Origin of the sequence: Micromonospora sp. WMMD967 (genome assembly GCF_029626165.1) — a bacterium.
Taxonomy (GTDB): domain Bacteria; phylum Actinomycetota; class Actinomycetes; order Mycobacteriales; family Micromonosporaceae; genus Micromonospora; species Micromonospora taraxaci.
Map to the genome: position 1 here is coordinate 1,039,113 of NZ_JARUBK010000001.1, position 23,682 is coordinate 1,062,794.

21 protein-coding genes and 1 pseudogene are annotated in these 23,682 nt (G+C 70.2%); 15 read left to right on the forward strand and 7 right to left on the reverse strand.

Going from position 1 to position 23,682, the window contains the following annotated elements; translation table 11 throughout:
- Positions 1-45: 45 nt before the first annotated feature.
- Positions 46-2,277 (reverse strand): transglycosylase domain-containing protein, encoded by a 2,232-nt coding sequence (locus O7631_RS04975; RefSeq protein ID WP_278143212.1) that lies wholly within the window; start codon positions 2,275-2,277, stop codon positions 46-48.
- A 67-nt stretch (positions 2,278-2,344) separates the two neighbouring features.
- On the opposite strand from O7631_RS04975, the gene O7631_RS04980 reads away from it, so the two are divergent.
- Positions 2,345-2,953, forward strand: coding sequence for a hypothetical protein (locus O7631_RS04980; protein WP_278143213.1), 609 nt, complete (start codon positions 2,345-2,347; stop codon positions 2,951-2,953).
- Between the two features lie 139 nt (positions 2,954-3,092).
- On the opposite strand, the gene O7631_RS04985 is transcribed toward O7631_RS04980, so the two are convergent.
- Complete coding sequence (locus tag O7631_RS04985; RefSeq protein ID WP_269681799.1) at positions 3,093-3,539, reverse strand: DUF5318 domain-containing protein; 447 nt, start codon at positions 3,537-3,539, stop codon at positions 3,093-3,095.
- A gap of 175 nt (positions 3,540-3,714) precedes the next feature.
- Here O7631_RS04985 and O7631_RS04990 point away from each other — a divergent pair, with 175 nt between their 5' ends.
- Positions 3,715-4,353: a PadR family transcriptional regulator gene (locus O7631_RS04990; protein ID WP_030331823.1), complete on the forward strand. Its 639-nt coding sequence runs from the start codon at positions 3,715-3,717 to the stop codon at positions 4,351-4,353.
- A 23-nt stretch (positions 4,354-4,376) separates the two neighbouring features.
- Complete coding sequence (locus tag O7631_RS04995) at positions 4,377-5,456, forward strand: inositol-3-phosphate synthase (RefSeq protein WP_269681798.1); 1,080 nt, start codon at positions 4,377-4,379, stop codon at positions 5,454-5,456.
- A 94-nt stretch (positions 5,457-5,550) separates the two neighbouring features.
- Here O7631_RS04995 and O7631_RS05000 read toward each other — a convergent pair whose 3' ends face one another.
- Entirely contained in the window at positions 5,551-6,501 is a 951-nt protein-coding gene (locus tag O7631_RS05000) for a hypothetical protein (RefSeq protein ID WP_278143214.1), read from the reverse strand.
- Between the two features lie 106 nt (positions 6,502-6,607).
- Positions 6,608-6,730 (reverse strand): annotated as a pseudogene (locus O7631_RS05005) (MGMT family protein); the annotation flags it as partial.
- A 60-nt stretch (positions 6,731-6,790) separates the two neighbouring features.
- Between O7631_RS05005 and O7631_RS05010 the strand changes: the two are divergent.
- Positions 6,791-7,420 (forward strand): hypothetical protein, encoded by a 630-nt coding sequence (locus O7631_RS05010; protein WP_278143215.1) that lies wholly within the window; start codon positions 6,791-6,793, stop codon positions 7,418-7,420.
- Here the strand turns inward: O7631_RS05010 and O7631_RS05015 are convergent.
- Positions 7,403-7,882: a methylated-DNA--[protein]-cysteine S-methyltransferase gene (locus tag O7631_RS05015; protein WP_278143216.1), complete on the reverse strand. Its 480-nt coding sequence runs from the start codon at positions 7,880-7,882 to the stop codon at positions 7,403-7,405. The genes O7631_RS05010 and O7631_RS05015 overlap by 18 nt on opposite strands.
- A 73-nt stretch (positions 7,883-7,955) precedes the next feature.
- On the opposite strand from O7631_RS05015, the gene O7631_RS05020 reads away from it, so the two are divergent.
- Positions 7,956-8,495, forward strand: coding sequence for an NfeD family protein (locus O7631_RS05020; RefSeq protein WP_278143217.1), 540 nt, complete (start codon positions 7,956-7,958; stop codon positions 8,493-8,495).
- 28 nt (positions 8,496-8,523) lie between these two features.
- Positions 8,524-10,041: an SPFH domain-containing protein gene (locus O7631_RS05025; protein ID WP_278143218.1), complete on the forward strand. Its 1,518-nt coding sequence runs from the start codon at positions 8,524-8,526 to the stop codon at positions 10,039-10,041.
- 62 nt (positions 10,042-10,103) lie between these two features.
- Here O7631_RS05025 and O7631_RS05030 read toward each other — a convergent pair whose 3' ends face one another.
- Positions 10,104-11,564, reverse strand: a complete 1,461-nt coding sequence (locus O7631_RS05030; protein ID WP_278143219.1) for a CCA tRNA nucleotidyltransferase — start codon at positions 11,562-11,564, stop codon at positions 10,104-10,106.
- A gap of 126 nt (positions 11,565-11,690) precedes the next feature.
- Here O7631_RS05030 and murJ point away from each other — a divergent pair, with 126 nt between their 5' ends.
- The 7 genes from murJ to O7631_RS05065 all read left to right on the forward strand — a co-directional run bounded on the left by murJ (position 11,691) and on the right by O7631_RS05065 (position 20,045).
- A complete protein-coding gene (gene murJ, locus O7631_RS05035) occupies positions 11,691-13,448 on the forward strand; it encodes a murein biosynthesis integral membrane protein MurJ (RefSeq protein WP_278143220.1) in 1,758 nt (585 codons plus the stop codon).
- Positions 13,449-13,893: 445 nt separating this feature from the next.
- Complete coding sequence (locus O7631_RS05040) at positions 13,894-15,504, forward strand: protein kinase family protein (RefSeq protein ID WP_278143221.1); 1,611 nt, start codon at positions 13,894-13,896, stop codon at positions 15,502-15,504.
- 43 nt (positions 15,505-15,547) lie between these two features.
- A complete protein-coding gene (gene sigM, locus O7631_RS05045; RefSeq protein WP_278143222.1) occupies positions 15,548-16,264 on the forward strand; it encodes an RNA polymerase sigma factor SigM in 717 nt (238 codons plus the stop codon).
- Complete coding sequence (locus tag O7631_RS05050) at positions 16,261-17,235, forward strand: hypothetical protein (protein WP_278143223.1); 975 nt, start codon at positions 16,261-16,263, stop codon at positions 17,233-17,235. The genes sigM and O7631_RS05050 overlap by 4 nt, the downstream gene beginning before the upstream one ends.
- Positions 17,236-17,418: 183 nt before the next feature.
- The gene (trxB, locus tag O7631_RS05055; protein ID WP_145778338.1) at positions 17,419-18,369 is read left to right on the forward strand and encodes a thioredoxin-disulfide reductase; all 951 of its coding nucleotides are present in this window, start codon (positions 17,419-17,421) and stop codon (positions 18,367-18,369) included.
- A gap of 31 nt (positions 18,370-18,400) precedes the next feature.
- Positions 18,401-18,724 carry a thioredoxin gene (gene trxA, locus O7631_RS05060; protein ID WP_088987049.1) on the forward strand — a complete coding sequence of 108 codons (324 nt, stop codon included), beginning with the start codon at positions 18,401-18,403 and terminating at the stop codon, positions 18,722-18,724.
- 157 nt (positions 18,725-18,881) lie between these two features.
- Positions 18,882-20,045 carry an N-acetylmuramoyl-L-alanine amidase gene (locus tag O7631_RS05065; protein WP_269681786.1) on the forward strand — a complete coding sequence of 388 codons (1,164 nt, stop codon included), beginning with the start codon at positions 18,882-18,884 and terminating at the stop codon, positions 20,043-20,045.
- 26 nt (positions 20,046-20,071) lie between these two features.
- Here O7631_RS05065 and O7631_RS05070 read toward each other — a convergent pair whose 3' ends face one another.
- Complete coding sequence (locus tag O7631_RS05070) at positions 20,072-20,737, reverse strand: GNAT family N-acetyltransferase (RefSeq protein ID WP_088987047.1); 666 nt, start codon at positions 20,735-20,737, stop codon at positions 20,072-20,074.
- 296 nt (positions 20,738-21,033) lie between these two features.
- On the opposite strand from O7631_RS05070, the gene O7631_RS05075 reads away from it, so the two are divergent.
- Both O7631_RS05075 and O7631_RS05080 read left to right on the forward strand, forming a co-directional pair.
- Positions 21,034-22,347: a PLP-dependent aminotransferase family protein gene (locus O7631_RS05075; RefSeq protein ID WP_278143224.1), complete on the forward strand. Its 1,314-nt coding sequence runs from the start codon at positions 21,034-21,036 to the stop codon at positions 22,345-22,347.
- Between the two features lie 7 nt (positions 22,348-22,354).
- Positions 22,355-23,359: a D-alanine--D-alanine ligase gene (locus O7631_RS05080; RefSeq protein ID WP_278143225.1), complete on the forward strand. Its 1,005-nt coding sequence runs from the start codon at positions 22,355-22,357 to the stop codon at positions 23,357-23,359.
- Positions 23,360-23,682: the final 323 nt, after the last annotated feature.

Sequence of the window (23,682 nt, forward strand, 5' to 3'; positions counted from 1 at the left end):
CCGGGACGTGTCGTCCGGCCGGCGGCGGTGTGCGGAGGGTACGGGTCAGTCCCGGTTCGGTGGTAGGCCGGGCAGCACTCCGCCGCCGCCACCACCGCCGCCGGGCCCACCAGGATTACCGCCGGGGTTGCCCCCCGGATTGCCGCCGGGGTTGCCTCCCGGGATACCGCCGCGCGGGCAGAACGGGTCGGTGAGCGGGTCACACGGCGGACCGCCCGGCTGGCCGCCCGGCGGCGGCGGTGGGGCCACCGGCTCCTTGCCGTTGCCCTTCGTGACGTCACCCTCGCCGGTGACGCTGGGCAGGGGAATCTCCTCCTGGCCCTTGAGGGCGGCGTTCATGAACTTCTCCCAGATCGGGCCGGGGAGCGTCGAGCCGCCGATGTCCTTGCCGCCCGTGAGCCGGATCTCCGGCCTCTTCGGGTCCTTGCTACCCACCCACACCGCTGTCGCGTTCTGCGGCGTGTAGCCGACCGTCCAGGCGTGCGAGTTGTCGTCCTTGTCGTACTCCCAGGTGCCGGTCTTGGCGGCGGCCTGGCGGCCGCTCTCCAGCGACATGTTGTTCGACCCGGCCCCGGGGATCTGCTTCAGGACGCCGGTCACCTCGTCGGTGACCTTCTTGGAGATCCGCTGTTCAGGCTTGATGCGCTCGCTGCCGACCACCTTCCACTTACCGGTGTCCTTCTCCTGCTGCTCGACCTTGAGGACGAAGTGGGCCTTGATGTACTTGCCGTCGTTGGCGAACGTGGCCATGGCGTTGGCGTGGTCGAACACGGTGATCGGGTACTTGCCGAAGGCGGTGTAGTTGTCGAACGGGTTCTTCCCCTTCTTCGACAGGTCGAAGGCCTGCGGCGGGTCGACGCCCCACATGGTGGTCACGCCGGCCTTCCGGGCCATGTCGACCACCTTGTCGGCGCCGATCGTGTCGGCGACCCAGTAGAACGGCACGTTGTACGACTGGACCGTCGACTCTTCGAGGGTGCACCACTTGCCGCACTTCAGGTTGGTGCGGCCCGCGTTACCGATCGCGACCGAGGAGCCCTCCGGCTTGTACGGCGTGGGGTCCCAGTGCGACTTGACCGAGATGCCGGCCTCGATCGCGGCGGCCAGGGTGTACACCTTCATCGACGAGCCCGGCTGGTGGCCACCGGTCAGGTCACCGTTCTTGTCGGTGTTCTTGCCGGCGTAGTCGAAGTCGGCGCCACTGTCACCACCGTAGTAGGCGAGCACCCGACCCTTCTTCGGGTCGATCGAGACCATCGCCGCCATCAGGTTATCCGGCTGGTCGTTGAGCTCGGAGCCCTTCTTCGAATGCATCGCGATGTTCTCGGCGGCGGTCTGCAGCTTCGGGTCGATGGTGGTGGTGATCCGGTAGCCGCCGTCGCGCAGCGCGTCCACGCAGCTCACCTTGCCCTCCGCTCCCGAGTCGGAGCAGAGGCCCATCGCGTCCATCTCCTGGCGGACGTAGTTGATGACGTTGCCTCGCGGGCTGTCGACACCGAACCCGTTACCGCCCTTCTTCGGCGGCTGCACCTTGGGGTACTCGGTGGGCGACGCGGGCCGGTTGGGGGCGTCCACCCAACCTTCCTTCTTCATGCCGCTGATCACGTAGTCCCACCGCGACTTCGCATCGGTCGGGTTGACCGCCGGGTCGAACCCTCGGTGGGTGTCGCTCGCCACCGGCTGCTTGATCACCGCCGCGAGCACCGCACCCTCACCCACTGTGAGGTCCTTCGCGGACTTGTTGAAGTAGGTCTGCGCCGCGGCCTCGATGCCGTAGGCACCGCGTCCGAAGTAGATCACGTTGAGGTAGTGCTGCATGATCTCCGGCTTGCTGTACGCGTCGTTCAGCTTGGAGGCGAGGATCGCCTCCTTCACCTTCCGGCCGTACGTGTCGTCCTGGAGATTCTCGAACGCGTTGCGGGCGTACTGCTGGGTGATCGTCGAGGCACCCTGCTTGTCGCCGCCGGAGATGTTGTTCCACCCCGCCCGGACGATGCCCTTGTAGTCGACGCCCGAGTGCCGGTAGAAGTTGCGGTCCTCGGCCGCCGCCACCGCGTCCTGCACGTGCTTCGGGATCTGGTTGATGGTGACGAAGGTGCGGTTCTCGCTGCCCAGCTTGGCCAACGCGGTCTTGCCGTCCTTGGCGTAGACGGTGGTGGACAGCGGCAACGGCAACTCGTCGGGCATGACCACGTTGGTCGAGTAGTAGGTGAACCCGACCACACCGACGCCGGCGAGCATGATGAAGGCCGCGAACGCGGCGATCAGCAGGTTCATCCGCTTGCGCTTCTTCGACCGCGCCGCGCCCGAGTCACCGGCGCCACGGCCGCCTCGACCCGGACCGGTGGGGCCACCAGGCCCGCCGGGCCCACCGGAGACCGGTGAGACGCTCGCCCGCGCGACTGCGGCACGGCCACCCACCGACGCGGAGCCGACACTGGCCCGGCCCGCCGAGGCGGTGCCGACCGAGGCAGCGCCGACGGCGGCGGCACCGACAGCGGCCCGACCCGCCGGGGCGCCGGGCGCGGGCGACACGGGCACCGAGGCCCGGCCCGCGCCGGCACGTCCGGCGGCCGGTGCCGGCGACACCGGCACCGAGGCCCGCCCGGAGCGACCCGGGGTCGCCGAGCCCACCGAGGCGGATCCGGCGGCCGCCGCACCGCGCGGCGGCACCGAGGCCGATCCGCCGACGGTGGCCCGTCCACCGGCGGCCCGCGGTGTCACCGAGGCACGACCCGGAGTCGCCGCGCCGCCCTCCGAGGCCGACCAGCCACCCGCGCGGGAGTCACCGCCGGATCGGCCGTACGCGTTGGCCGCGTCGGGTCCGGGGTCACCGTCCGGGCCCGGGTACTGGGCCCGCCCGCGCGCAGAACTGGGATCGCCGTACGAGTTCATTCCTCACACCCTGCCGGTCGCGGTGGGGCGCGACTGCGCCGCCACCGGGTTGCCGTGAGTTGCTTCACCCGGGACGACGGCACGGGGGTGCCGCTTCACCGAGGTACTTGCAGTATCAATCGGGCCAATCGGACTAACGAGCGGTCGACCGTCCCGGGTTTCGTCTACGGCCCCGGGGCCGGTCCAACCTGCTGCGTTCACCGTTGCGCCTCTCGCCTCCGCCGACCTGCGCCTTCGGCCGCCGCATCCTGCTCGCCGGCGCCTTCGTTGTCGCCGACCAGACCGTCCCGGCCGAGCAGGTACTGCTCGACGAGATGGTTCCAGTCACAGCCGAGGCACACCTCCACCACGAAGACCTGGAACTCACGCAGCGTCATCGCCAGCACGGGCAACTCCGTGAGTGTCCGGGCCTGCCCGGCGGACTGCTTGAGTTCGTCGCCGTAAATGTAGTGGACGAGAGTCAGATTCTCGCTCCGGCAGATCGGGCAGCGCCGGTCGGTCGGCTCACCGTGGAAGCGGGCGGCGTTCTTCAGGTACGGCGATGCGTCGCAGACGTCGTACGTGCCGACCCGGCCGGCCAGGAGCTCACGCAGCACTGCTCGCTTCTGGAGCGAGTAGTCGACGACCTGGCGCTGCGTACGCATGCGGAGAAGGGTACGCGGTCCGGCCCGACCAGGCGACCATGCTCACAATCCGTGACGACAACACCTCGGAGAGGGGGTTTGCCCTGGCCGGCGCGACCCGCTAACGTGCGATGTATCGGTCCGATACATCGCGGCGGTTACCACTTCCCACCGGAGGGTAAAGAGAGGGTGGCCAGTGCTTGAGTTCGCCATCCTCGGCCTCCTGCAGGAGTCTCCGATGCACGGCTACGAGCTGCGCAAGGAGTTGACCGCCAAACTCGGCGCGATCCGGGCGGCGATCAGCTACGGCTCGCTCTACCCGACCCTGCGCAGGTTGCAGGCGGCGGGATGGATCACCGAAGCTGCCGAGACACCCGCCACCGCCGAGGAGGTTCCCGCGCTGACCAGCCGACGAGGTCGGGTGGTCTACAAAATCACCGCGGAGGGCAAGGAACGCTTCGCCCAGCTGATCGCACAGGCCGGGCCCGAGACGTACGACGACACGGGCTTCGGGGTGCACTTCGCGTTCTTCGCCCGGACCGACCAGGCGACCCGCCTGCGCATTCTGGAGGGTCGCCGCCGCAAGATCGAGGAGCGTCGCGAAGGGCTTCGTGACGTGCTGGGCCGGGCGGCCGAGCGCCTCGACGCTTACACCTTGGAACTGCAGCGCCACGGTCTTGATGCCTGTGAGCGCGAGGTCCGCTGGCTGGAGGAGCTCATCGCCAACGAGCGCTCCGGCCGAGCCCCGACGGTCCCGAACATCGGGACAGCCGGCGGCCGACGAGAAGACAACAGCCCGCCTCCGCCTGGAGAGACCAGGAATGAGCGGCCGTGACAGAAAAGAAGGAGGCAGACGCTATGGGCTCCGTCCGCGTCGCCATCGTCGGTGTGGGTAACTGCGCCTCGTCCCTGGTTCAGGGCGTCGAGTACTACCGGAACGCCAACCCGAACGACCGCGTCCCGGGTCTCATGCACGTCGCCTTCGGCGACTACCACGTCAACGCCGTGGAGTTCGTCGCGGCGTTCGACGTGGACGCCAAGAAGGTGGGCATGGACCTCGCGGAGGCGATCGTCGCCAGCGAGAACAACACCATCAAGCTCTGTGACGTACCGCCGACCGGCGTCAGCGTGCAGCGCGGCCCGACCTTCGACGGTCTGGGCCAGTACTACCGCGAGATCGTCGAGGAGTCCGACGCCACTCCCGTCGACGTGGCGCAGGCGCTGCGCGACGCGCAGGTCGACGTCGTCGTCTGCTACCTCCCGGTCGGCTCCGAGCAGGCCGCCAAGTTCTACGCCCAGGCCGCGATCGACGCCGGTTGCGCGTTCGTCAACGCCCTGCCGGTCTTCATCGCCTCCGACCCCGAGTGGGCCAAGAAGTTCGAGGACGCGGGCCTGCCCATCGTCGGCGACGACATCAAGAGCCAGGTCGGCGCGACCATCGTGCACCGCGCTCTCGCGAAGCTCTTCGAGGACCGGGGCGTCGAGCTGCTGCGCACGTACCAGCTCAACTTCGGCGGCAACATGGACTTCATGAACATGCTGGAGCGCAAGCGGCTGGTCTCGAAGAAGATCTCGAAGACCCAGTCGGTCACCTCGCAGATCCCGCACGAGATGAGCAAGAGCGACGTGCACATCGGCCCGTCGGACCACGTGCCGTGGCTGGACGACCGCAAGTGGGCGTACATCCGCCTCGAGGGTCGCTCGTTCGGTGACACCCCGCTGAACGCCGAGCTCAAGCTCGAGGTGTGGGACTCCCCGAACTCGGCCGGCGTCATCATCGACGCGGTCCGCGCCGCCAAGATCGCGCTGGACCGGAAGATCGGTGGCCCGATCCTGTCGGCCTCGTCGTACTTCATGAAGTCCCCGCCGGTGCAGTACGCCGACCACGACGCCCACCAGGCTGTCGAGGAGTTCATCGCCGGTGAGGTCGCGCGCTGACCTGCTGAACACCAACAGCATCGGCGAGGGCCGGGTCCGAACGGACCCGGCCCTCGCCGCGTTCACAAACCTCGCCGTTGGTACGGCGACCGCCTTACTTCTTCCAGCTCGGCGTGCCCGCCTGGGCCTTCGCGGCACGCTTCGCCCTGCGCTCCTCGGCCGACTCGGCACCTCGCGCCGTCGCGTTCGCGGCGAAGGGCAGAATGCCCGGGTTGACCGCACCGACGCCGACCACGAACGCCACCACATCGATGATGATGTGGGTGGTCCGAGCGGCGTAGATGGAGATGACGTCGGTCGCATCGTCGTTGAGGTAGCCGACACCCGACATGAACGAGTTAGCCACCACCTGGTTGGTCAGGTAGTTGATGTTCGAGAAGTTCGCCGGACGCGGGGTGCCGTACGGGAAGATCTGCACGAAGCCCGAGGCGACCGCCGTGGTGACGGTGAGGTTGCCGAAGAGGGCGTCCCCGAAGTAGACGAAGTCGCTGAGGTCGACGTGGATCGTCTGACCGTCGCGCAGGCGACCCGAGCTGTCCAGGGTCGTCGACGACTTGTTCAGGATCCGGGCGCGCGAAGCGGCCGACCGAGTGTCGATGACCCGCTGCGGCGAGACCGGCACGATCTGGTTCGAGTTACCGGTGGTGTGCACGTACTCCAGGTACTTGCCGCCGCCGTACTCCGCGACCACCTGAATGTTGCTGTTGGTGTCCATGCCGATCGAGCCGCCGGGCGAGTCGCTGTGCAGCAGATCGCCGCTCGGCGTCAGCTGCAGCGCCGGGCGGGCCAGCACCAGGCCGTTCGAGGTGGTGGTGCTCGTGTTCGCCAGCCGCAACGTGGGGCCGGTCCCGGTGCTGTTCAGCTCCGTGGTGGTGGCACCGGCGGCGTTATTGGCACCCTGAACTACCGGGTCACCCGGGGCGGCTTGAGCGGGCACCGCAACGGCGGCACCGACGACGGTCGTGCCGGCGACACCTGCCGCGACGGTGCCGGCGCGGCGCAGCAGCCGACGGCGGTTGACAGTCTTGTCCTGGTTCTCGGTCATAGTTCCCCCGCAGAGTCGCTGAAATGACGCCCGATCATGGCGGATGGGGCCAGGTGTCCACATCGACCGATCGGCTGATGAATATAGATGGGCCCGGCGGGACCAATCAGGACCACGCATGCTGCAGGGCCACCCGGGCTTTCAACTCCAGCCGGTACACCTTGCGCGGCAGGCCGCCCCCGAAGCCGACGAGCCGCCCACCGGCACCGACGATGCGGTGACACGGCACGTGATCCTCACCACCGCCAACGGGAACACGGGAGGCAGCAAGGCTCCTGATAATCCAGTCATGGCCTCCCGGACCGGCACCTCAGCGACGATCCCGCCTCCCGGCCGGTTTCCTCGGCCCCGCATCGTCGCGCTGGCCTGCCTGCTGTTGGCACTGGCCGCCGTCGCGCAACTCGCCGCGCTGCCACTTATCTACTGGCACCAGAACTTCTTCAACGAGGCTGCCAGGTCCTTCGAGCCAGCGAGCGGGGTCGCTTTCGCCGGCTTGGGCAGCACCGCAGACCTGGCGGCCGACCTGTTGACCGCACTGCTGTCACTCGCACTCCTCGCGCTGGCCGCCGCCAACGTGGTGGGGGTGAACGGCGCGCGGATCGCCTCCTGGGCCACGGCGCCCTTTCTCGCCTGCTGCGCCACCGTCAGTGTGGTCCGGTCTCCCCGGCCGCTCTACTCCGTGTACTCCACCGAGGACACCGACCGGATCACCACGATGGCGCGGGACGCCATGCCGGGCTGGCTGGAGCCTCTGCTGCTCACCCTGGGTGTGGGCGCGCCGGTGGCCATCGTCGTCGCGCTGGTCCTGCTGGCCCTGCCTCCGGCCAATGCCTTCTTCCGGCGGCGGCCCCTGGTCGACCCGCCGTGGCTGGCCCGCTCGGGTGGTGAGGTGCCGGAGAACTCAGTGCCAGGCGCGTAGCAGGGCGACCCCGGCCTCCAGCTCCAGCAGCTTGACCTTGCGGGGCAGACCTCCGCCGAAGCCGACAAGCTTGCCGCCCACGCCGACGATCCGGTGACACGGCACGATCACCGGCACGGGGTTTCGGTTGCAGGCCACGCCCACCGCCCGGGCCGCCCCGGGATCGCCGACCAGGCGCGCCACCTCGCCGTAGGTGAGCGTCTCCCCGTACGGAATCCGCGTCATCTCCTCCCACACGGCCCGCTCGAAGTCGGAGCCGCGCGGCATCGAGACCGGGATGGTGAACGCGGTCAACGCACCGTCGAAGTACGCCCGCAGTTCGGTCACCGCCCGCTGGGACAGCGGATCGCCGGGCTCATCGACCGCCGCGTCGACCCGGCCGAAGGCGGCGCCGCAGACGTTCGTGCCGTCCGTGGCGACGGAGAACTCACCGATCGGTGAGTCGAGCACGGTCCAGCGCATCAACCCATTCTCCCCGACGCCGCCGCCGACGCGACTGCCAGCGTCGGGCCGAGCGCCACTCGGCCGTTCGGCGTTGCATGGCGTCGATACCGTCAAGGTCGTGGCAACGGGGACGCTCATCTTCCTGATCATCGGTGGGGCGGGCATCGGGGTGCTCGCACTCGCCCTGCTCGGCACCGAGCTGTTCCAGTTCGGGCACGCCGACGTGGACGGCCCGATCTCGGTCGAGACGGTCGCCGGTTTCGCCGGAGCGTTCGGGTTCGGCGCGGCCATCGTCAACGAACTGCTCGGTGCGCGTACACCGGGAATGGTCGTCGGCGCTGTGGTCGGCGGCGTCCTCGCGGCCGTGCCCACCGGTTGGTTGGCCGCCCGGCTGAGCCGGGCGGCGCGGAACATGCGCACGGACCCCACCCCCACCCGTGACGACCTGGTCGGCGCGCTCGGCCTGGTCGTCACCCCGGTGCCGATCGACGGGTACGGCGAGGTCCGGATCCGCGTCGCCGGCCAACCGGTCAAGCTCAGTGCCCGTGCGGACCAGCCGATACCGATTGGTGCCCAGGTGTTCGTCGTTCAGGCGCTGAGCGAGACAAGCGTGCAGGTCGAGACCTACTGATTTCCCCCTCGTAGACGGGACTCCTTATATGGCCCTGTTAATCGCCATCGGTGGCGCGGTCCTCCTCGTGCTCATCCTGGTGCTCTTCGTGCTCTCCCGGATCAAGGTGGCCGGGCCGAACGAGGCGTTCATCGTCACCGGTCGCAAGGGCCGCACCACGCAGACCGCCGACGGCGGACGGTCGACCGACACCTCCGGGCAGAAGGTCGTGCTGGGCGCGTCGGTCTTCGTGCTGCCGGTGGTGCAGAAGCTCCAGTCGCTGGATCTGTCCAGCCGACGGATCGACGTCGGCATCCGGGGTGCGGTGAGCAAGCAGGGCATCCGCGCCGACCTGCACGGCGTGGCGATCGTCAAGGTCGGCGGGACCGAGGACGCGATCCGGGCCGCCGCCCAGCGGTTCCTGCACCAACAGGACGAGATCGACAACTTCACCCGCGAGGTACTCGCCGGCGCACTGCGCTCGATCGTCGGTCGGCTCACCGTCGAGGAGGTCATCCGGGACCGGGCGGCGTTCGCCAGCGCCGTGGCTGAGGAGGCCGAGCACTCGATGACCAACCAGGGCCTGGTGCTGGACACCTTCCAACTCCAGGACATCCTCGCCGAGGGCTCCTACCTGCAGGACCTGGGTCGGCCGGAGGCCGCCCGGGTGCTCAAGGACGCGGCGATCGCCGAGGCGCGGGCCCGGCAGCAGGCCGAGCAGGAGCGCCTGCTCGCCGAGGAGGCCATCGCTGAGGCGAACCGGAACCTGGCCCTCAAGCAGGCCGGCATCCAGGCCGAGATCGACGCGGCGAAGGCGAAGTCCGCCGCCGCCGGCCCGCTCGCGCAGGCGGAACGGGACCAGGCGATCCTCTCCGAGCAGCAGAAGGTCGCCGAGCGCAACGCCGAACTCAAGCAGCGCCAACTGGACACCGAGGTACGCAAGCCGGCCGACGCGGCCCGGTACAAGGTGGAGCAGGAGGCGGAGGCGTCGCGCAACGCCGCGGTGCTGCACGCGGACGCGCAGCGACAGTCGGTCATCGCCGCCGCGCAGGCCTCCGCCGAACAGGCGCGGCTCACCGGTGAGGGTGAGCGGGCCCGGCGTGCCGCGCTCGCCGAGGCGAACGCGATCGAGGGCGCCAAGGAGGGTGAGGCCGAGCAGCGTCGGCGTTCCGCCATCGCCGAGGCGGTGGAGCGGGAGGGTCAGGCCGAGGCGGCGGCCATCCTGGCCAAGGGTGAGGCCGAGGCGGACGCGATGGCGCGCAAGGCCGAGGCGTTCGCCGCGTACGGGGAGGCGGCGGTTCTGGACTTGCTGGTCAAGGTGCTACCGCAGGTGGTGGAGGCGGCCAGCGCCCCGATCGGTGCGATCGACAAGATGACTGTCATCTCCACCGACGGTGCGTCGTCGCTGACGAAGTCGGTGGCCGGCAACGTGGCCCAAGGGCTCCAGCTCGGCAGCGACCTGACCGGGATCGACCTGGCCGGTCTGCTGGCCCGGCTCGGCTCAGCGTCCACGCCGGCGGGCAACGGCACCGCGTCCGTCGACGGCAAGGCCGTCGAGACCCGCTGAGTGTGTACGCCGACGGGCGTCGCTCCCGGTTCGGGAGTGGCGCCCGTCGCTGGCTGGCAGGGCTAGTCGACCAGGCCCTCGGCGCGGGCCCAGCGCAGCAACTCCACCTCGGCGGCATCGCGGTCCAGCGGGCCGTGTTCGAGGCGCAGTTCCTTGAGGTGCTTCCAGGCCCGACCCACCACCGGCCCCGGCGGTACGCCGAGCAACTCCATGATCGCGTTGCCGTCCAGGTCGGGGCGGACGCGGGCCAGGTCCTCCTCGGCCGCTATCCGGGCGATCCGGTCCTCCAGCGCGTCGTAGTCCGCGGCGAGCTGCGCGGCCTTGCGCCGGTTACGGGTCGTGCAGTCCGAGCGGGTCAGCTTGTGCAGGCGGGGCAGCAGGTCACCGGCGTCGGCGACGTAGCGGCGCACCGCCGAGTCGGTCCACTCACCCCGCCCGTACCCGTAGAAGCGCAGGTGCAGCGCGACCAGCGCGGTCACCTTCGCGGTGATCTCCTTCGGGTACCGCATGGCCTTCATCCGGGCCTTGGTCAACCGCGCGCCGACCACCTCGTGGTGATGGAAGCTGACCCGGCCGTCGGGCCCGACAGCCTTGGTCGCCGGCTTGCCCACGTCGTGCAGAAGGGCGGCCATCCGCAGGACGAAGTCACACCCCTCGTCCTCGTAGGAGACGGCGTTCGAGACGACCGTCAGGGTGTGCTCGTAGACGTCCTTGTGCTGCGCGTGCTCGTCGATCTCCAGCTTCAACCCGGTCAGCTCCGGGATGAACCGCTCGGCCAGTCCGGTGTCGACGAGCAGCCGCAAACCGGTGATCGGGTCGGCGCCGCAGAGCAGCTTGGTGAACTCGTCACGGATCCGCTCGGCGGTGATCCGGTCCAGATCGGCGGCCATCTCGGTCATCGCCCGGTGCACGTCCGGGTGCACGGCGAAGCGCAGTTGGGCGGCGAACCGGGCGGCCCGCAGCATCCGCAACGGGTCGTCGCCGAACGACTCACCGGGGGTGCTCGGGGTACGGATCACCTTGGCCGAAAGATCGTCCAGGCCGCCGTGCGGATCGGTGAACCGGTGTTCCGGCAGGCTGACGGCCATCGCGTTGATGGTGAAGTCGCGCCGCTTCAGGTCCTCGTCGAGGCTGGTGCCGTAGACCACCACCGGGTTGCGGCTGACCTGGTCGTACGACTCCGCGCGGAAGGTGGTGACCTCCAGCCGGAGACCGTCGCGCTGCGCGCCGATGGTGCCGAACTCGCGACCGGTCTCCCAGATCGACTCGGCCCAGCCCTTGAGGATCCGCAGCGTCTCGTCCGGGTGCGCGTCGGTGCAGAAGTCGAGGTCGTCCCCGAGTCGGCCGAGCAGCGCGTCGCGTACCGAACCACCCACCAGGTGCAACTCGTGACCGGCGCGGACGAAGCGGCGGCCCAACTCGTCGGCGACCGGGGAAACCCGGAGCAGTTCGGCGACGGCGTTGCGCTGCGCGGCGGTGAGTTCGCGGCGGTCGGCGGCGTGTGGAGCGGAGGCTTCGGACATGGGATCGCCAGCTTATCGGGCCGGGGTGTGATCCGATCCGCCGGGCGCGGGTAACGGGTGGGGGTTGACTATGGTCTGTGGCGTGCGGGTCGTTGTCCGACCCGACGTACCCCTGGGAGGCTGGAGATGAGCGGCGGGCTCTACCGCAGCGCCAACGCCGCGCAGGATGGCGGGCCCGGAGCTGGCGTACGTCCGGGGGACGGCGCCACGTTCATCTCGGCCGAGCCGCTGAACCAGCCGGCCCTGGAGTCGACAGCACCGCCGCAGGAGCAGGTCGCCGAGGCCAGCGCGGCCACGAACAGCGCGGTGATGGCGGTCGGCAGTCTGGTCAGCCGAGGTACGGGCTTCCTGCGCAACCTCGTCATCGGCGCTGCGCTCGGCGGCGCGCTCGTCGGTGACGCGTACACCACCGCGCAGATCCTGCCAGGGATGGTCTACGAGTTCCTCCTCGGCGGCGTCCTCACCAGCGTGCTGATCCCGGTGCTGGTGCGTCGACGCAAGACCGACGTCGACGGCGGTCAGGCGTACGCCCAGCGGCTGCTCACCCTCGCGGTGCTGGCACTCGGCGCGGCGGCGATCCTGGCGGTGGCTCTGGCCTGGCCGCTGACCTGGCTGTACGGCAGCAGCGAGTCGACCGAGGCGTACTCCGGCCTGGTCCGGCACCTGTCGTACCTGATGCTGCCGATGATCTTCTTCTCCGGACTCTCCGCGTTGATCAGCGCGGTGCTCAACACCCGGGGGCACTTCGCCGCCCCGATGTGGGCACCGATCCTCAACAACCTGGTGGTCATCGGCACCGCCGGCCTCTACATCGCCATCTTCGGCGCGAAGATCGTCCAGCCGGAGGACATGACGGCCGGCCGGATCATCCTGATCGGTGGCGGCACCCTGCTCGGCGTCGCCATTCAGGCGATGGGCCTGCTGCCGGCGCTGCGCAAGGTCGGCTTCCGCTGGAGGCTGCGCTTCGACTTCCGCGCCCTCGGGCTGCGTGAGCTGGGCCGGCTCGGCGCGTGGATGATCTGCTACGTCGCGGTGAGCCAGGTCGGCCTGATCGTGCTGTTCAACCTCCTGAACCGGGCGGGCAAGGAGAACGCGGCCGGTCCGCTGATCTACAACAACGTCTTCCTCCTGCTGATGACGGCACACGGCATCATCGCCGTTTCGATCATCACGGCGCTGATGCCGCGGATGAGCGCGGCCGCCGCCGACGGCCGGTACGCCGACCTCGCCGCCGACCTCTCCCGGGGCACCCGCACGGTCACGGCGGTGCTCGCTCCGATCGCGGTCTGCTATGCCGTCCTCGCCACACCTATCGCCTTCACGCTGTTCCGGGTCGGCGCGTTCACCGAGGACAACGCCACCGCCACCTCCGTCGTGCTGCTCGCCGCCGCGCTGGCGCTGGTCCCGTTCGCGGTGAGCCAGCTCTTCACCTTCGCCTTCTACGCGCTGCCGGACACCCGCACGCCCGCGCTAATCAACATTCCGGTGGTGGCCCTGCGGGTCGGCGTGCAGATCGTGCTCTTCGCTGCCTTCTCGGCGAGCTTCGCCGGTGCCGGGATGATGATCGGTAACGCGGTGTCCTATCTGGCGGCGGCCATCGGGTCGGCCTGGCTGCTCCGCCCCCGCGTCGGGCGCATCGGCCTCGGCGAGATCATGCGGACCGGCGGTCGTGTCCTGGTCGCGGCGCTCGGCGCCGCGTTGGTCGGCCTGATCGTCGTGAAGCTGCTTCCCGGCGACGCCACGCCGAGCCGCCTCCAGGCGATCGTCCAGCTCGTGATCGGCGGCGCGGTGATCGGAGGGACCTACCTGGGTCTGGCGATGGTGCTGCGGATCAGTGAGATCACCGAGGTGGTCGGGATGGTTCGCCGTCGCCTCGGTCGCTGATCGTCAACAACAGATCACAACAAGTTGGCACAGATACAGATCGTCACTGCGGATCACCAGGCTGGGGATGCACCTGTGGATAACTCCGCGTTTCGCCGGTCAACCACCGCATCGGGCTGTGGATAACCAACCGTACGGCTGAGCGTGGCCGGCCGATCGGCGGGAACAGCTCGGTTGTTGGGAGCATCGGGCCAGGCCAGCCCCGCCGTCGGTCACTTGCGGTGAAGCCGTAGATTAGCTAGTACATGTGCCAGCAACGTGGCTGACAACGGTCGTAACCGGACGACTTCTCCGACTGCCGGGAACCCGCCAGGTACGGCGGGAAGATGACATGTCGGGGAGACGGGCAACCCGGGTAAGGTCGCTCTCGACGGGTACGGCAGGGGCCGACGCTGCGCGTCGAAACCGGTCGGCCGGTTCCTTCAACGGCAGAGCGGGAAGCCACATGCCCAGCAGTGCGGGTCCATCGATCGACACGATCACCGAGGGAGGACGGGTGACCCAGGTCGGCGAGGGTCAGGAGGCGGACGAAAGCGCTCCTCCGGTCATGACCTTCGGTGCTCCCACGGCCGGTGAAGTCCTCGCCGAGCGATACGAACTGGTTGAGCACATCAACAACGACAGCGCGGGTCGGCTGGTCTGGCGCGGGGTCGACGTCATCCTGCGCCGTCCCGTCGCGGTGGTGCTGCGCTACCCGGGCGGCGACTCCGCCACCGAGATGCTTCAGGCCGCCGTCGCGGCCAGCCGGGTCATCCACCCGAACCTGGTCGGCGTCTACGACGCGATCGACGAGGCCGATCGGGCGTACGTGGTCCGCGAGTGGGTGGACGGGCAGTCCCTGCGGGACCTGACGGCCGACGGCCCACTGGACCCGGCCCGCGCCACCGCGATCGGCAACGCCGTCGCGAGCGCGCTCGCCGCGGTGCACGCCACCGGCATGGTGCACGGCAACGTCCACCCCGGCACCGTCATGATCAGTGACGAGGGCCGCGTCGTCCTGGCGGACGCCCGCACCGACGGCGACGACAGCCAGGAGAACGACATCCGGGCGGTCGGCGGCGTCCTCTACTTCGCCCTGACCGGCTACTGGCCGCACACGGAGGCACCACTGCGGGGCGCCACCGCCGGCCACGGCCGTGCCGCCATCCCCGACGCCGTTCGGGACGCCGCGGGCGTTCTCGCCGCACCCCGCCAGGTCCGGGCCGGTGTGCCCGCGTACCTGGACGACCTGACCATGGACCTGCTCGACGCCCAGATCGCTCCGCCGTCCTCCGACGTGCTCGCCGCCGAGCTGGCCCGTCTGGACGTGCCGGCCGAGGAGGAGCACTACCTCGACAACAGCGGGCCGTTGCGGTTCGCCGCCGAGACCGGGGAGGAGCCGTCGCCGCTGGCTGCGGCCGGGGGGCGCAAGGTCGCCCTGGGCATCGCCGGTCTGCTGGTGGTCGCCCTGGTCGGCCTCCTGATCGGGATCAGCACCCTGGGCGACGACGGCGACAAGGGCTCGCAGGCCAACCAGCCTCCCGCCCCCACGTCCAGCGCACCGGCCGGCGATGCCACCCCGGCCGCCAACGAGGTGCGCAAGCTGGCGGTGAAGAACGTCCGGATCATCGACCCGGACAGCAAGAACCGCAGCGAGGTCGGCGGGGCCGAGAAGGTCATCGACGGTGACGAGGACAAGGGCTGGGAGACCGAGACGTACCGGGACCGGCCCAACTTCGGCAACCTCAAGAAGGGCATGGGGGTCTGGCTCGACCTCGGCGAGCCGCACAGCGTCAAGTCGCTGAAGGCCGTGCTCTCGGCGCCTGGCGCGTCCGCCCAGCTCATGTCCGGCACGACGAACCCGCCGTCGAACTCGAATGGCGACAAGCAGCTGGTCGCCAACTACACGGACCTCATCGGGCAGCCCTTCGAGGACCACGACGGCGCCACCATGGCGTTCAACGGGTTCGACGCCGACAAGAAATACCAGTACCTGCTGTTCTGGATCACCGAACTGCCCCCGTCCGAGGGCGGCTTCAAGCTGGGCGTGCAGGAGATCACGGTCCAGGGGTCGTGAGCCGGACGGCTTCCTCCTGGCACTGCTTCCACAGGACGTGGTGATGGACGGGCACGCCGCAGCTACCGATCTGGAGCTGCTGCGTGCCCACGTCGATGGTGATCCGCACGCCTTCGCCGAGCTGTTCCGGCGGCACCGCGACCGGCTCTGGGCCGTCGCTCTGCGTACCCTCGGGGACCGCGAGGAGGCAGCCGACGCTCTCCAGGACGCGCTGCTGTCCGCGCACCGGGCCGCAGCGCGGTTCCGGGGCGACTCTGCGGTCACGACCTGGCTGCACCGCATCGTGGTGAACGCCTGCCTGGACCGGATCCGTCGCCGGCAGGCGCACCCCACCGTGCCGCTGCCGGACGGCAACCGCGCCGAGGACGGCTCGGGCGTCGGCGGGCCCGAGCCGGCTGCCCCGGCCCCGGACCACGACACCGCGCTGGTGGTCCGCGAGGCGCTCGCCGCGCTGCCCCTCGAACAACGCGCCGCACTGGTGCTGGTGGACGTCCAGGGCTACCCGGTCGCCGAGGTCGCCCGGATCCTCGACGTCGCCGAGGGGACGGTGAAGAGCCGCTGTGCCCGGGGCCGGGCCCGGCTGGCGGTACTGCTCGGGCACCTCCGCCCGGCCGTGGCCGCCACGCCCTCGCCCCGACCGGATCCCACGGGCCCGACCGGTGACGTGCCAGCCGTCACTCCCGGGAACCCGGGCCCGGCGGAGGGCGTCGGATCGAGGTCGAGCCGGTACCGGCGGGACGCCAACCAGGAGGACACGTGACGACCGAGGGGTTCCGGGAGGTCGACGGCGACCTCCTCGCTGACTACCTCGGCGGGGCGTTGGACGGCACCCCGCAGCAGGAGGAAGTCGCCCGGCTGGTGTCCACGGACCCGGCCTGGGTCGAGGCGTACGCACAGCTGGCACCCGCGTTGACGGAGGTCCACGCGAGCCTCGCCCGCTGGGCCGAACCGTCACCGGAGATGCCGCAGGCGATCGTCGACCGCATCTCCGCCGCGCTGGCGGCCGCGGAGCCGACGTCCGGGGACCCCATGCCCGAGCACCGGGTCGACACCGCCACCCCGCCTGTCGTACCGGCCCAGGGCGGGGCTGGTCGCCGGCCCGCCATCCGCACCACCCGGGCGTCCGCCGGCCCCGGTCGACGCTGGAGAGAGGCGGTCCGCCACGGCAAGCCGGTGGCCGCCGTCCTGGTCGCCATCGCGGCGGTCACGCTGGGCCTCAACCAACTGGCAAGGAACAGCTCGCAGGACACGAGTGGCACCGCCCTCGACCGGCCGGCCAGCGCACCCGAGGGCGTCGCGGGGGCCGACCCGGCCCGCACCACCGGGCCGCCACTACGCAGCGGTACGGACTACTCCCCGCAGATCCTCGGCAACGAGCAGGGCACCATGCAGAGCGCGCCGAGCCCTGGCCGGGCGACCGGGAACACGCCCGGCACCCAGCCCGAGGTGGACGCCAGTGGCAGTCGGCGTCCCATGGGTGACGGGCTGGACCAGTTGGCCCGCCTCACCGGCGAGGCAGCGCTGAAGACCTGCCTGACCACCGTGACGACGGAGCACGGGTACGGCCCGCTGGTGGTCGACGTGCTGGACTACGCCCGGTTCCAGGGCGAGCCGGCACTGGTCATCCGTTTCACCGACGCGACCGGGGCCCGCTGGGCCTGGGTGAGTGGCCCGGAGTGCGGGGTGCCCGGGTCCGGCTCGGACAGCCGGTATTCGTCGCGGGTAGGGTGAATCCACGGTCGATGGCGCGATGACCGCCCACGTGACCTGACCCACCGGATGCCCGGCTCGGGAATCCCCGGTTCGTACGATGACGTTCTGGAAGTCAGCTGTCGGCCCCACCCAGGCGTCGGCAACTCGGATCGGCATCGGTGCTCACGCCGACGCCGAACACACACAACTCGGGAGACGGCAGTGGACGAGGTCCGCAACCTGATCATCATCGGCTCCGGGCCGGCTGGCTACACGGCGGCGGTCTACGCCTCGCGCGCCAACCTGAAGCCGCTGATCATTGAGGGCGTGCAGTCCGGTGGTGCGCTGATGACCACGACCGAGGTCGAAAACTTCCCCGGATTCGCCGACGGCATCCTCGGCCCCGAGCTGATGGACAACATGCGCAAGCAGGCCGAGCGGTTCGGCGCCGAGTTCCTCACCGACGACGTGACCCGGGTCGAGCTGGTGGACACCGGCGACGTCGGCTCCGGCGCGGTGAGCACCGTCTGGGTCGGCGAGACCGCCTACCGGGCCAAGTCCATCATCCTCTCCACCGGTTCGGCCTGGCGCCCGCTGGGTGTGCCCGGTGAGCAGGAATACCTGGGTCACGGTGTCTCCGCGTGCGCCACCTGTGACGGCTTCTTCTTCCGTAACCAGCACATCGTGGTCGTCGGTGGCGGTGACTCGGCGATGGAGGAGGCCACCTTCCTCACCCGCTTCGCCGAGTCGGTCACCATCATCCACCGCCGCGACTCGTTCCGGGCCAGCAAGATCATGGCCGATCGGGCGCTGAGCAACGAGAAGATCAAGGTCGAGTGGAACAGCACCGTCGAGGAGATCCTCGGCGACGACGGCAAGGTCACCGGCGTACGGGTCCGCAACGTGCACACCGGCGAGACCAAGGTGATGGACGTGACCGGCGTCTTCGTTGCCATCGGTCACGACCCGCGCAGTGAGCTGTTCCGCGACCAGGTCGAGCTGGACGACGAGGGTTACGTCAAGGTCCACGCCCCCAGCACCCGCACCAACGTGCCCGGCGTCTTCGCCGCCGGCGACGTGGTCGACCACACCTACCGTCAGGCGATCACCGCGGCCGGCACCGGCTGTGCCGCCGCACTCGACGCCGAACGGTTCATCGCGACGCTCGGCTGAAACAAGGAACACATCCCGGAGGAGGGGCATAGTGGGAAATACCAAGGCGGTCACGGACAAGAGTTTCGTCGCCGACGTGCTGCAGGCCGACAAGCCGGTTCTGGTGGACTTCTGGGCCGAGTGGTGCGGCCCCTGCCGCAAGGTGTCGCCGCTGCTCGAGGAGATCGCGGGCGAGATGGGTGACCAGGTCACCATCGTCAAGCTCAACATCGACGAGAACCCGGAGACCGCACGGGCCTACCGCGTGATGTCGGTTCCGACGCTCACCGTCTTCAAGAACGGTCAGCCGGTGCAGTCGATCGCCGGCGCCAAGCCGAAGGGCGAGCTGGTCCGGCTCATCCAGTCGGCTCTCTGACCAGCAGGACGCCGACCGAACCCCGTACCCGCTCGCCGGGTGCGGGGTTCGTCGTTCCCCCGGCTGTTTTTCCTGGCCCGCCACCTCGCCGCCCCGGAGCGCATAGCCTCAAGCCGAGGCCGCCCGGCCAGCCAGCGTCGTGCAGAGGGGGTCGTGCGTGCGTCCGATCCGACCCGGTGACCGAGGACCCGCGGTCACGGAGATCCGTACCATCCTTCTCAGCCTCGAACTCCTCCCCGCCGCCGGGACGCACGCCGACGAGTTCGACCTCGACACCGAGCGGGCGGTCCGCGCGTTCCAGCAGTCCCGCGGGCTCAGCGTGGACGGCCGGGTCGGTGCGGAGACCTGGCGCGCCCTGGACGCCGCCCGCTGGCGGCTCGGTGCCCGCACCCTCTACCACGCCGTCCCCGAGCCGCTCACCGGCGAGGACGTCCGGTCGCTACAGGAACGGCTGCTGGAAATGGGGTACGACGTGGGCCGGGCCGACTCCATCTACGGCATCCGGACGGCCCGCGCGGTAGCGCAGTTCCAGCGCGAGGTCGGGCTCACCCCCGACGGATCCTGCGGCCCACACACCATGAACGCGCTGCGCCGGATCGGCCGCAAGGTCGTCGGTGGCCGCCCGCAGTGGCTCCGCGAGTCCGACGCCATCCGGCAGTCCGGGCCGGCGCTGGTCGGCAAGACGGTGGTGATCGACCCCGGGCACGGCGGCACCGACCCCGGGATGGTGGTACCCGACGGGTCGCTGCGCTGGACGGAGGCGGACCTGGTGCACGACCTGGCCAGCCGGCTGGAGGGGCGTCTCGCCGCGTCCGGGGTACGGGTACAGCTCACCAGAGGGCCGTCGCCCGACAGGTGCCTGCCGGACACGGACCGGGCCCTGCTGGCCAACTCGCTCGGCGCCGACGTGTTCATCTCGCTGCACCTGGACGGCCACGCCAACCCGGACGCGGAGGGTGTCGCCACCTACCACTACGGCACCGACAACGGGGTGACCTCGGCGACCGGTGAACGCCTCGCCGGGCTCGTGCAGCGGGAGATCGTCGCGCGTACCGGGCTACGGGACTGCCGTACCCACGCCAAGACCTGGGAACTGCTGCGACTGACCCGGATGCCCGCCGTGCGGGTCGAGGTCGGGTACCTCACCTCGCCCACGGACCGCGCCCAACTGGTCGACCCCCGGTTCCGGGACCGAGTGGTGGAGGCGATCGTGGCCGCTGTGCAGCGGATGTACTACCCGATCGAACGGGACGTCCCGACCGGTTCGCTCGACGTCAGCGAACTGCGGGCCGTCGTGGCCGCCGGCACGGTGGTCGACTGATCGTCGGTCACCCGTGACGTCGACAGTCAGCCGTTGGTGGAACGGGTCGCCGGGGCGGGACGAACCGGCCGGAGCAGAGTTTCCGGGCTCATCGACCCGAGCAGCTTCTCCAACGCGTACTCGACATCCGACTTCCAGCTCAGCGCGGTGCGCAACTCAAGACGCAACCGGGGGAAACGCGGATGCGGACGGACGGTCTTGAACCCCACCGAGAGGAAGAAGTCGACAGGCGCCACGCAGCCACCCGACGGATCGTCGGCGTCGCCGAACTTCGCGTCACCGAACGCCTCGATGGCCTTGATCCCCCGCTTGGTGAGATCCCGGGCGACGCCCTGCACCAGCATCCGACCAAGGCCACCGCCGGCGAACGCGGCAACCACGTTGGCGGTCATCAGCAGTGCCGCGTCGGCCGAGACCGGCGAGGTGGGGAACGCCATCGAGCGGGGCACGTAGGCGGGCGGGGCGTACATGACGAAGCCCGCCGGCATGCCGTCGACGTACGCGAGCTTGCCGCAGGAACCCCACTCCAACAGCGTCTGGGAGACCCACGCCTCCTTCTCCAGGCCCGGATCACCCGCAGCGCAGGCCCGGTCCGCAGAGACCGGATCGAGCTCCCAGTAGACGCACTGCCGGCACGGACTGGGAAGGTCCTCAAGCGTGTCGAGGGTCAGGCTGACCAGACGTCGCGACATATGGCGCATCCCCACAATAGGCTCGGTGGTGAGACCGGCATGGAACGACAGCGCCGCCTTCCTGCCCCCGACGAGCGATCGTACGCCGCCGATCGGCGATGCGGGAGGGGACGCGCAGATGCCCACCGCACCGGGGGACGTCGAGCGGACGGTCCGCCATGTGGTCGATCCGTCTCGGCACCCAGGCAGCGGGGCCCTGGCGGACTAGGATCGACAATCGGTGCCTCGCCGCCATGGTCAGCGGCGTGTGGGGTACCCGGGGCGGGAGCCACCCGAGCAGCGATCGAGGTGAGGTCATGACCGGCACGACACTCGACGACTACACCGACCGGTACGCCCGGCGGGTACGCGGAATGACCGCCTCGGAGATCCGAGCACTGTTCGCGGTCGCCAGCCGCCCGGAGGTCGTCTCGCTCGCCGGAGGTGCCCCGTACATCGCCGCTCTGCCGCTGGACGCGGTCGGTGAGATGCTCGGCCGGCTCGGCTCCGAACACGGTGTGAGCACCCTCCAGTACGGCATCGGTCAGGGCACCCTCGAGTTGCGCGAGCGGATCTGCGAGGTCATGTCGCTGTCCGGGATCGACGCGGCGTGCGGTGCCTCGCCGGAGGACGTCGTGGTCACCGTGGGCGGGCAGCAGGCCCTGGACCTGGTCGCCCGGCTCTTCCTCGACCCGGGTGACGTGGTGCTCGCCGAAGGGCCGACGTACGTCGGTGCGCTCGGAGTGTTCCAGGCCGCCCAGGCGCAGGTCGTGCATGTGCCGATGGATGAGGACGGTCTCGTCCCCGAGGCGCTGGAGGCGGCCATCGCCGACCTCGCGCGCGCCGGCCGTCGGGTGAAGTTCCTCTACACGATCCCCACCTACCAGAACCCGGCCGGCGTGACCCTCAGCGAGGAGCGCCGGGAACGGGTGCTCGACATCTGCGAACGCGCCGGCCTGCTCGTCGTCGAGGACGACCCGTACGGTCAGCTGGGTTTCGAGGGTGAGGCCCCGGCGCCGTTGCGGGCCCGCCGCCGGGACGGCGTGTTCTACCTCAGCACCTTCTCCAAGACCTTCGCCCCCGGGCTGCGGGTCGGTTGGATCCTCGCGCCGCACGCGGTCCGCGACAAGCTGGTCATCGCCAGCGAGGCGCAGATCCTCTGCCCGAGCGGTTACGCCCAGGCCGCCGTGGCCACCTACCTCGGCACGATGCCGTGGCGGCAACAACTCAAGGTCTACCGCGAGGTCTACCGGGAACGCCGGGACGCCCTGCTCGACGCGATGACCGACCTGATGCCCGAGGGCACCAGCTGGACCACCCCGGCCGGTGGTCTCTTCGTCTGGGCCACCCTGCCCGACGGGCTCGACTCCAAGGCCATGATGCCGCGCGCGATCGCCGCCCGAGTCGCCTACGTTCCCGGCACCGGTTTCTACGCCGACGGCACCGGCACCGGCGCGATGCGCCTCAACTTCAGCTTCCCGCCGCCGGAGCGGATCCGCGAGGGTGTCCGCCGGCTGGCCGGTGTCATGGAGCAGGAGATCGCGATGCGCCGGGTCTTCGGTGCCGTGGGTGGTGCCGCCGGCCGACGCGGCCGGGCCGGCGCCGACGTGCCAGGGCCCGACTTGGCATGATGCCGGCATGGGTACGACCGCCGTTGAGCGCATCCTCGTGACCGATTCCGCAGCCTCGCCCGACCTGCGCGTGGTGGTGCTCGCGGGAGGGCTCTCCTATGAGCGGGACGTGTCACTACGCTCCGGCCGCCGGGTGCTCGACGCGCTACGCGCCGTCGGGGTGGAAGCCGAGATGCGGGACGCCGACGTCGCGCTGCTGCCAGCGCTCGCCGCGGACCCGCCGGACGCCGTGGTGATCGCACTGCACGGTGCCACCGGCGAGGACGGCTCGCTGCGGGGAGTCCTGGACCTCTGCGACATCCCGTACGTCGGCTGTGACGCCCGAGCCTCCCGACTCGCCTGGGACAAGCCCTCCGCCAAGGCGGTGCTCCGCGAAGCCGGCATCCCCACCCCGGACTGGGTGGCACTCCCACACGACCGCTTCTCCGAACTCGGCGCGGTCGCCGTACTGGACCGGATCGTCGACCGGCTGGGCCTCCCTCTCATGGTGAAGCCGGCGCAGGGTGGGTCCGGGCTCGGAGGCGCGGTGGTCAGGGACGCCACGGCGCTGCCCGCCGCGATGGTCGGCTGCTTCGCGTACGACTCCACAGCACTGGTGGAGCGGTACGTGGCCGGCATGGACGTCGCGGTCTCCGTGGTCGACCTCGGTGACGGTCCGCAGGCGCTGCCGCCGGTGGAGATCGTGCCGCGCAACGGTGTCTACGACTACGCGGCCCGCTACACGGCCGGCCGCACCACCTGGCACGCTCCAGCACGGCTGGACCCGGAGGTGGCCGCCACGGTCTCCGACGTGGCTCTCGCCGCACACACCGCACTCGGCCTGCGGGACCTCTCCCGCGTCGACGTGATCGTGGACGCGTCCGGCCAGCCACACGTGCTGGAGGTCAACGTCTCGCCGGGCATGACCGAGACCTCACTGCTGCCGCTCGCCGTACAGGCGGCGGGGTTGGACTTCGGGCGCCTCCTCGGCACGCTGGTGAGTCGCGCAGCGGCACGTCTCGCCGCGTCCTGATCTGCTCAGCAACGTCCTACGTCCTGATGCGCTCGGCGGGTGCGACGTAGTGATGTGCGCGGCGTCCAGGTCTGCTCGGAAGGGCGCGGCGTCCTGATGTGCGCGGCAGTCTCGATGTCCTGATCTCATCGGCGAGCGCGGCGTCCGCATCGGTCGGCACGACGCGTGTGCCGACCATCGGGGCGGCGCACGCGGATGCCGTCGCCGGTCCTGTGGTTGGTCGCGCCCAGTGGGGCGCGGTTCATCGTTCGGTTCGGCGAGACGTCGCGGCGCAGAGCCTCAAATGCCGGCGTAGCGACCGTCGGCCCTGCGGAACGTGGCGT

What these genes read in the sequence shown, in the direction of transcription:
- O7631_RS04975 (WP_278143212.1), bottom strand. Translation starts at nt 2,277, where the DNA reads ATGAACCTGCTGATCGCCGCGTTCGCGGCCTTCATCATGCTCGCCGGC.
- O7631_RS04985 (WP_269681799.1), bottom strand. Translation starts at nt 3,539, where the DNA reads ATGCGTACGCAGCGCCAGGTCGTCGACTACTCGCTCCAGAAGCGAGCA.
- O7631_RS04995 (WP_269681798.1), top strand. Translation starts at nt 4,377, where the DNA reads ATGGGCTCCGTCCGCGTCGCCATCGTCGGTGTGGGTAACTGCGCCTCG.
- O7631_RS05000 (WP_278143214.1), bottom strand. Translation starts at nt 6,501, where the DNA reads ATGACCGAGAACCAGGACAAGACTGTCAACCGCCGTCGGCTGCTGCGC.
- O7631_RS05010 (WP_278143215.1), top strand. Translation starts at nt 6,791, where the DNA reads ATGGCCTCCCGGACCGGCACCTCAGCGACGATCCCGCCTCCCGGCCGG.
- O7631_RS05015 (WP_278143216.1), bottom strand. Translation starts at nt 7,882, where the DNA reads ATGCGCTGGACCGTGCTCGACTCACCGATCGGTGAGTTCTCCGTCGCC.
- O7631_RS05025 (WP_278143218.1), top strand. Translation starts at nt 8,524, where the DNA reads ATGGCCCTGTTAATCGCCATCGGTGGCGCGGTCCTCCTCGTGCTCATC.
- O7631_RS05030 (WP_278143219.1), bottom strand. Translation starts at nt 11,564, where the DNA reads ATGTCCGAAGCCTCCGCTCCACACGCCGCCGACCGCCGCGAACTCACC.
- murJ (WP_278143220.1), top strand. Translation starts at nt 11,691, where the DNA reads ATGAGCGGCGGGCTCTACCGCAGCGCCAACGCCGCGCAGGATGGCGGG.
- O7631_RS05040 (WP_278143221.1), top strand. Translation starts at nt 13,894, where the DNA reads ATGCCCAGCAGTGCGGGTCCATCGATCGACACGATCACCGAGGGAGGA.
- sigM (WP_278143222.1), top strand. Translation starts at nt 15,548, where the DNA reads ATGGACGGGCACGCCGCAGCTACCGATCTGGAGCTGCTGCGTGCCCAC.
- O7631_RS05070 (WP_088987047.1), bottom strand. Translation starts at nt 20,737, where the DNA reads ATGTCGCGACGTCTGGTCAGCCTGACCCTCGACACGCTTGAGGACCTT.
- O7631_RS05075 (WP_278143224.1), top strand. Translation starts at nt 21,034, where the DNA reads ATGACCGGCACGACACTCGACGACTACACCGACCGGTACGCCCGGCGG.
- O7631_RS05080 (WP_278143225.1), top strand. Translation starts at nt 22,355, where the DNA reads ATGGGTACGACCGCCGTTGAGCGCATCCTCGTGACCGATTCCGCAGCC.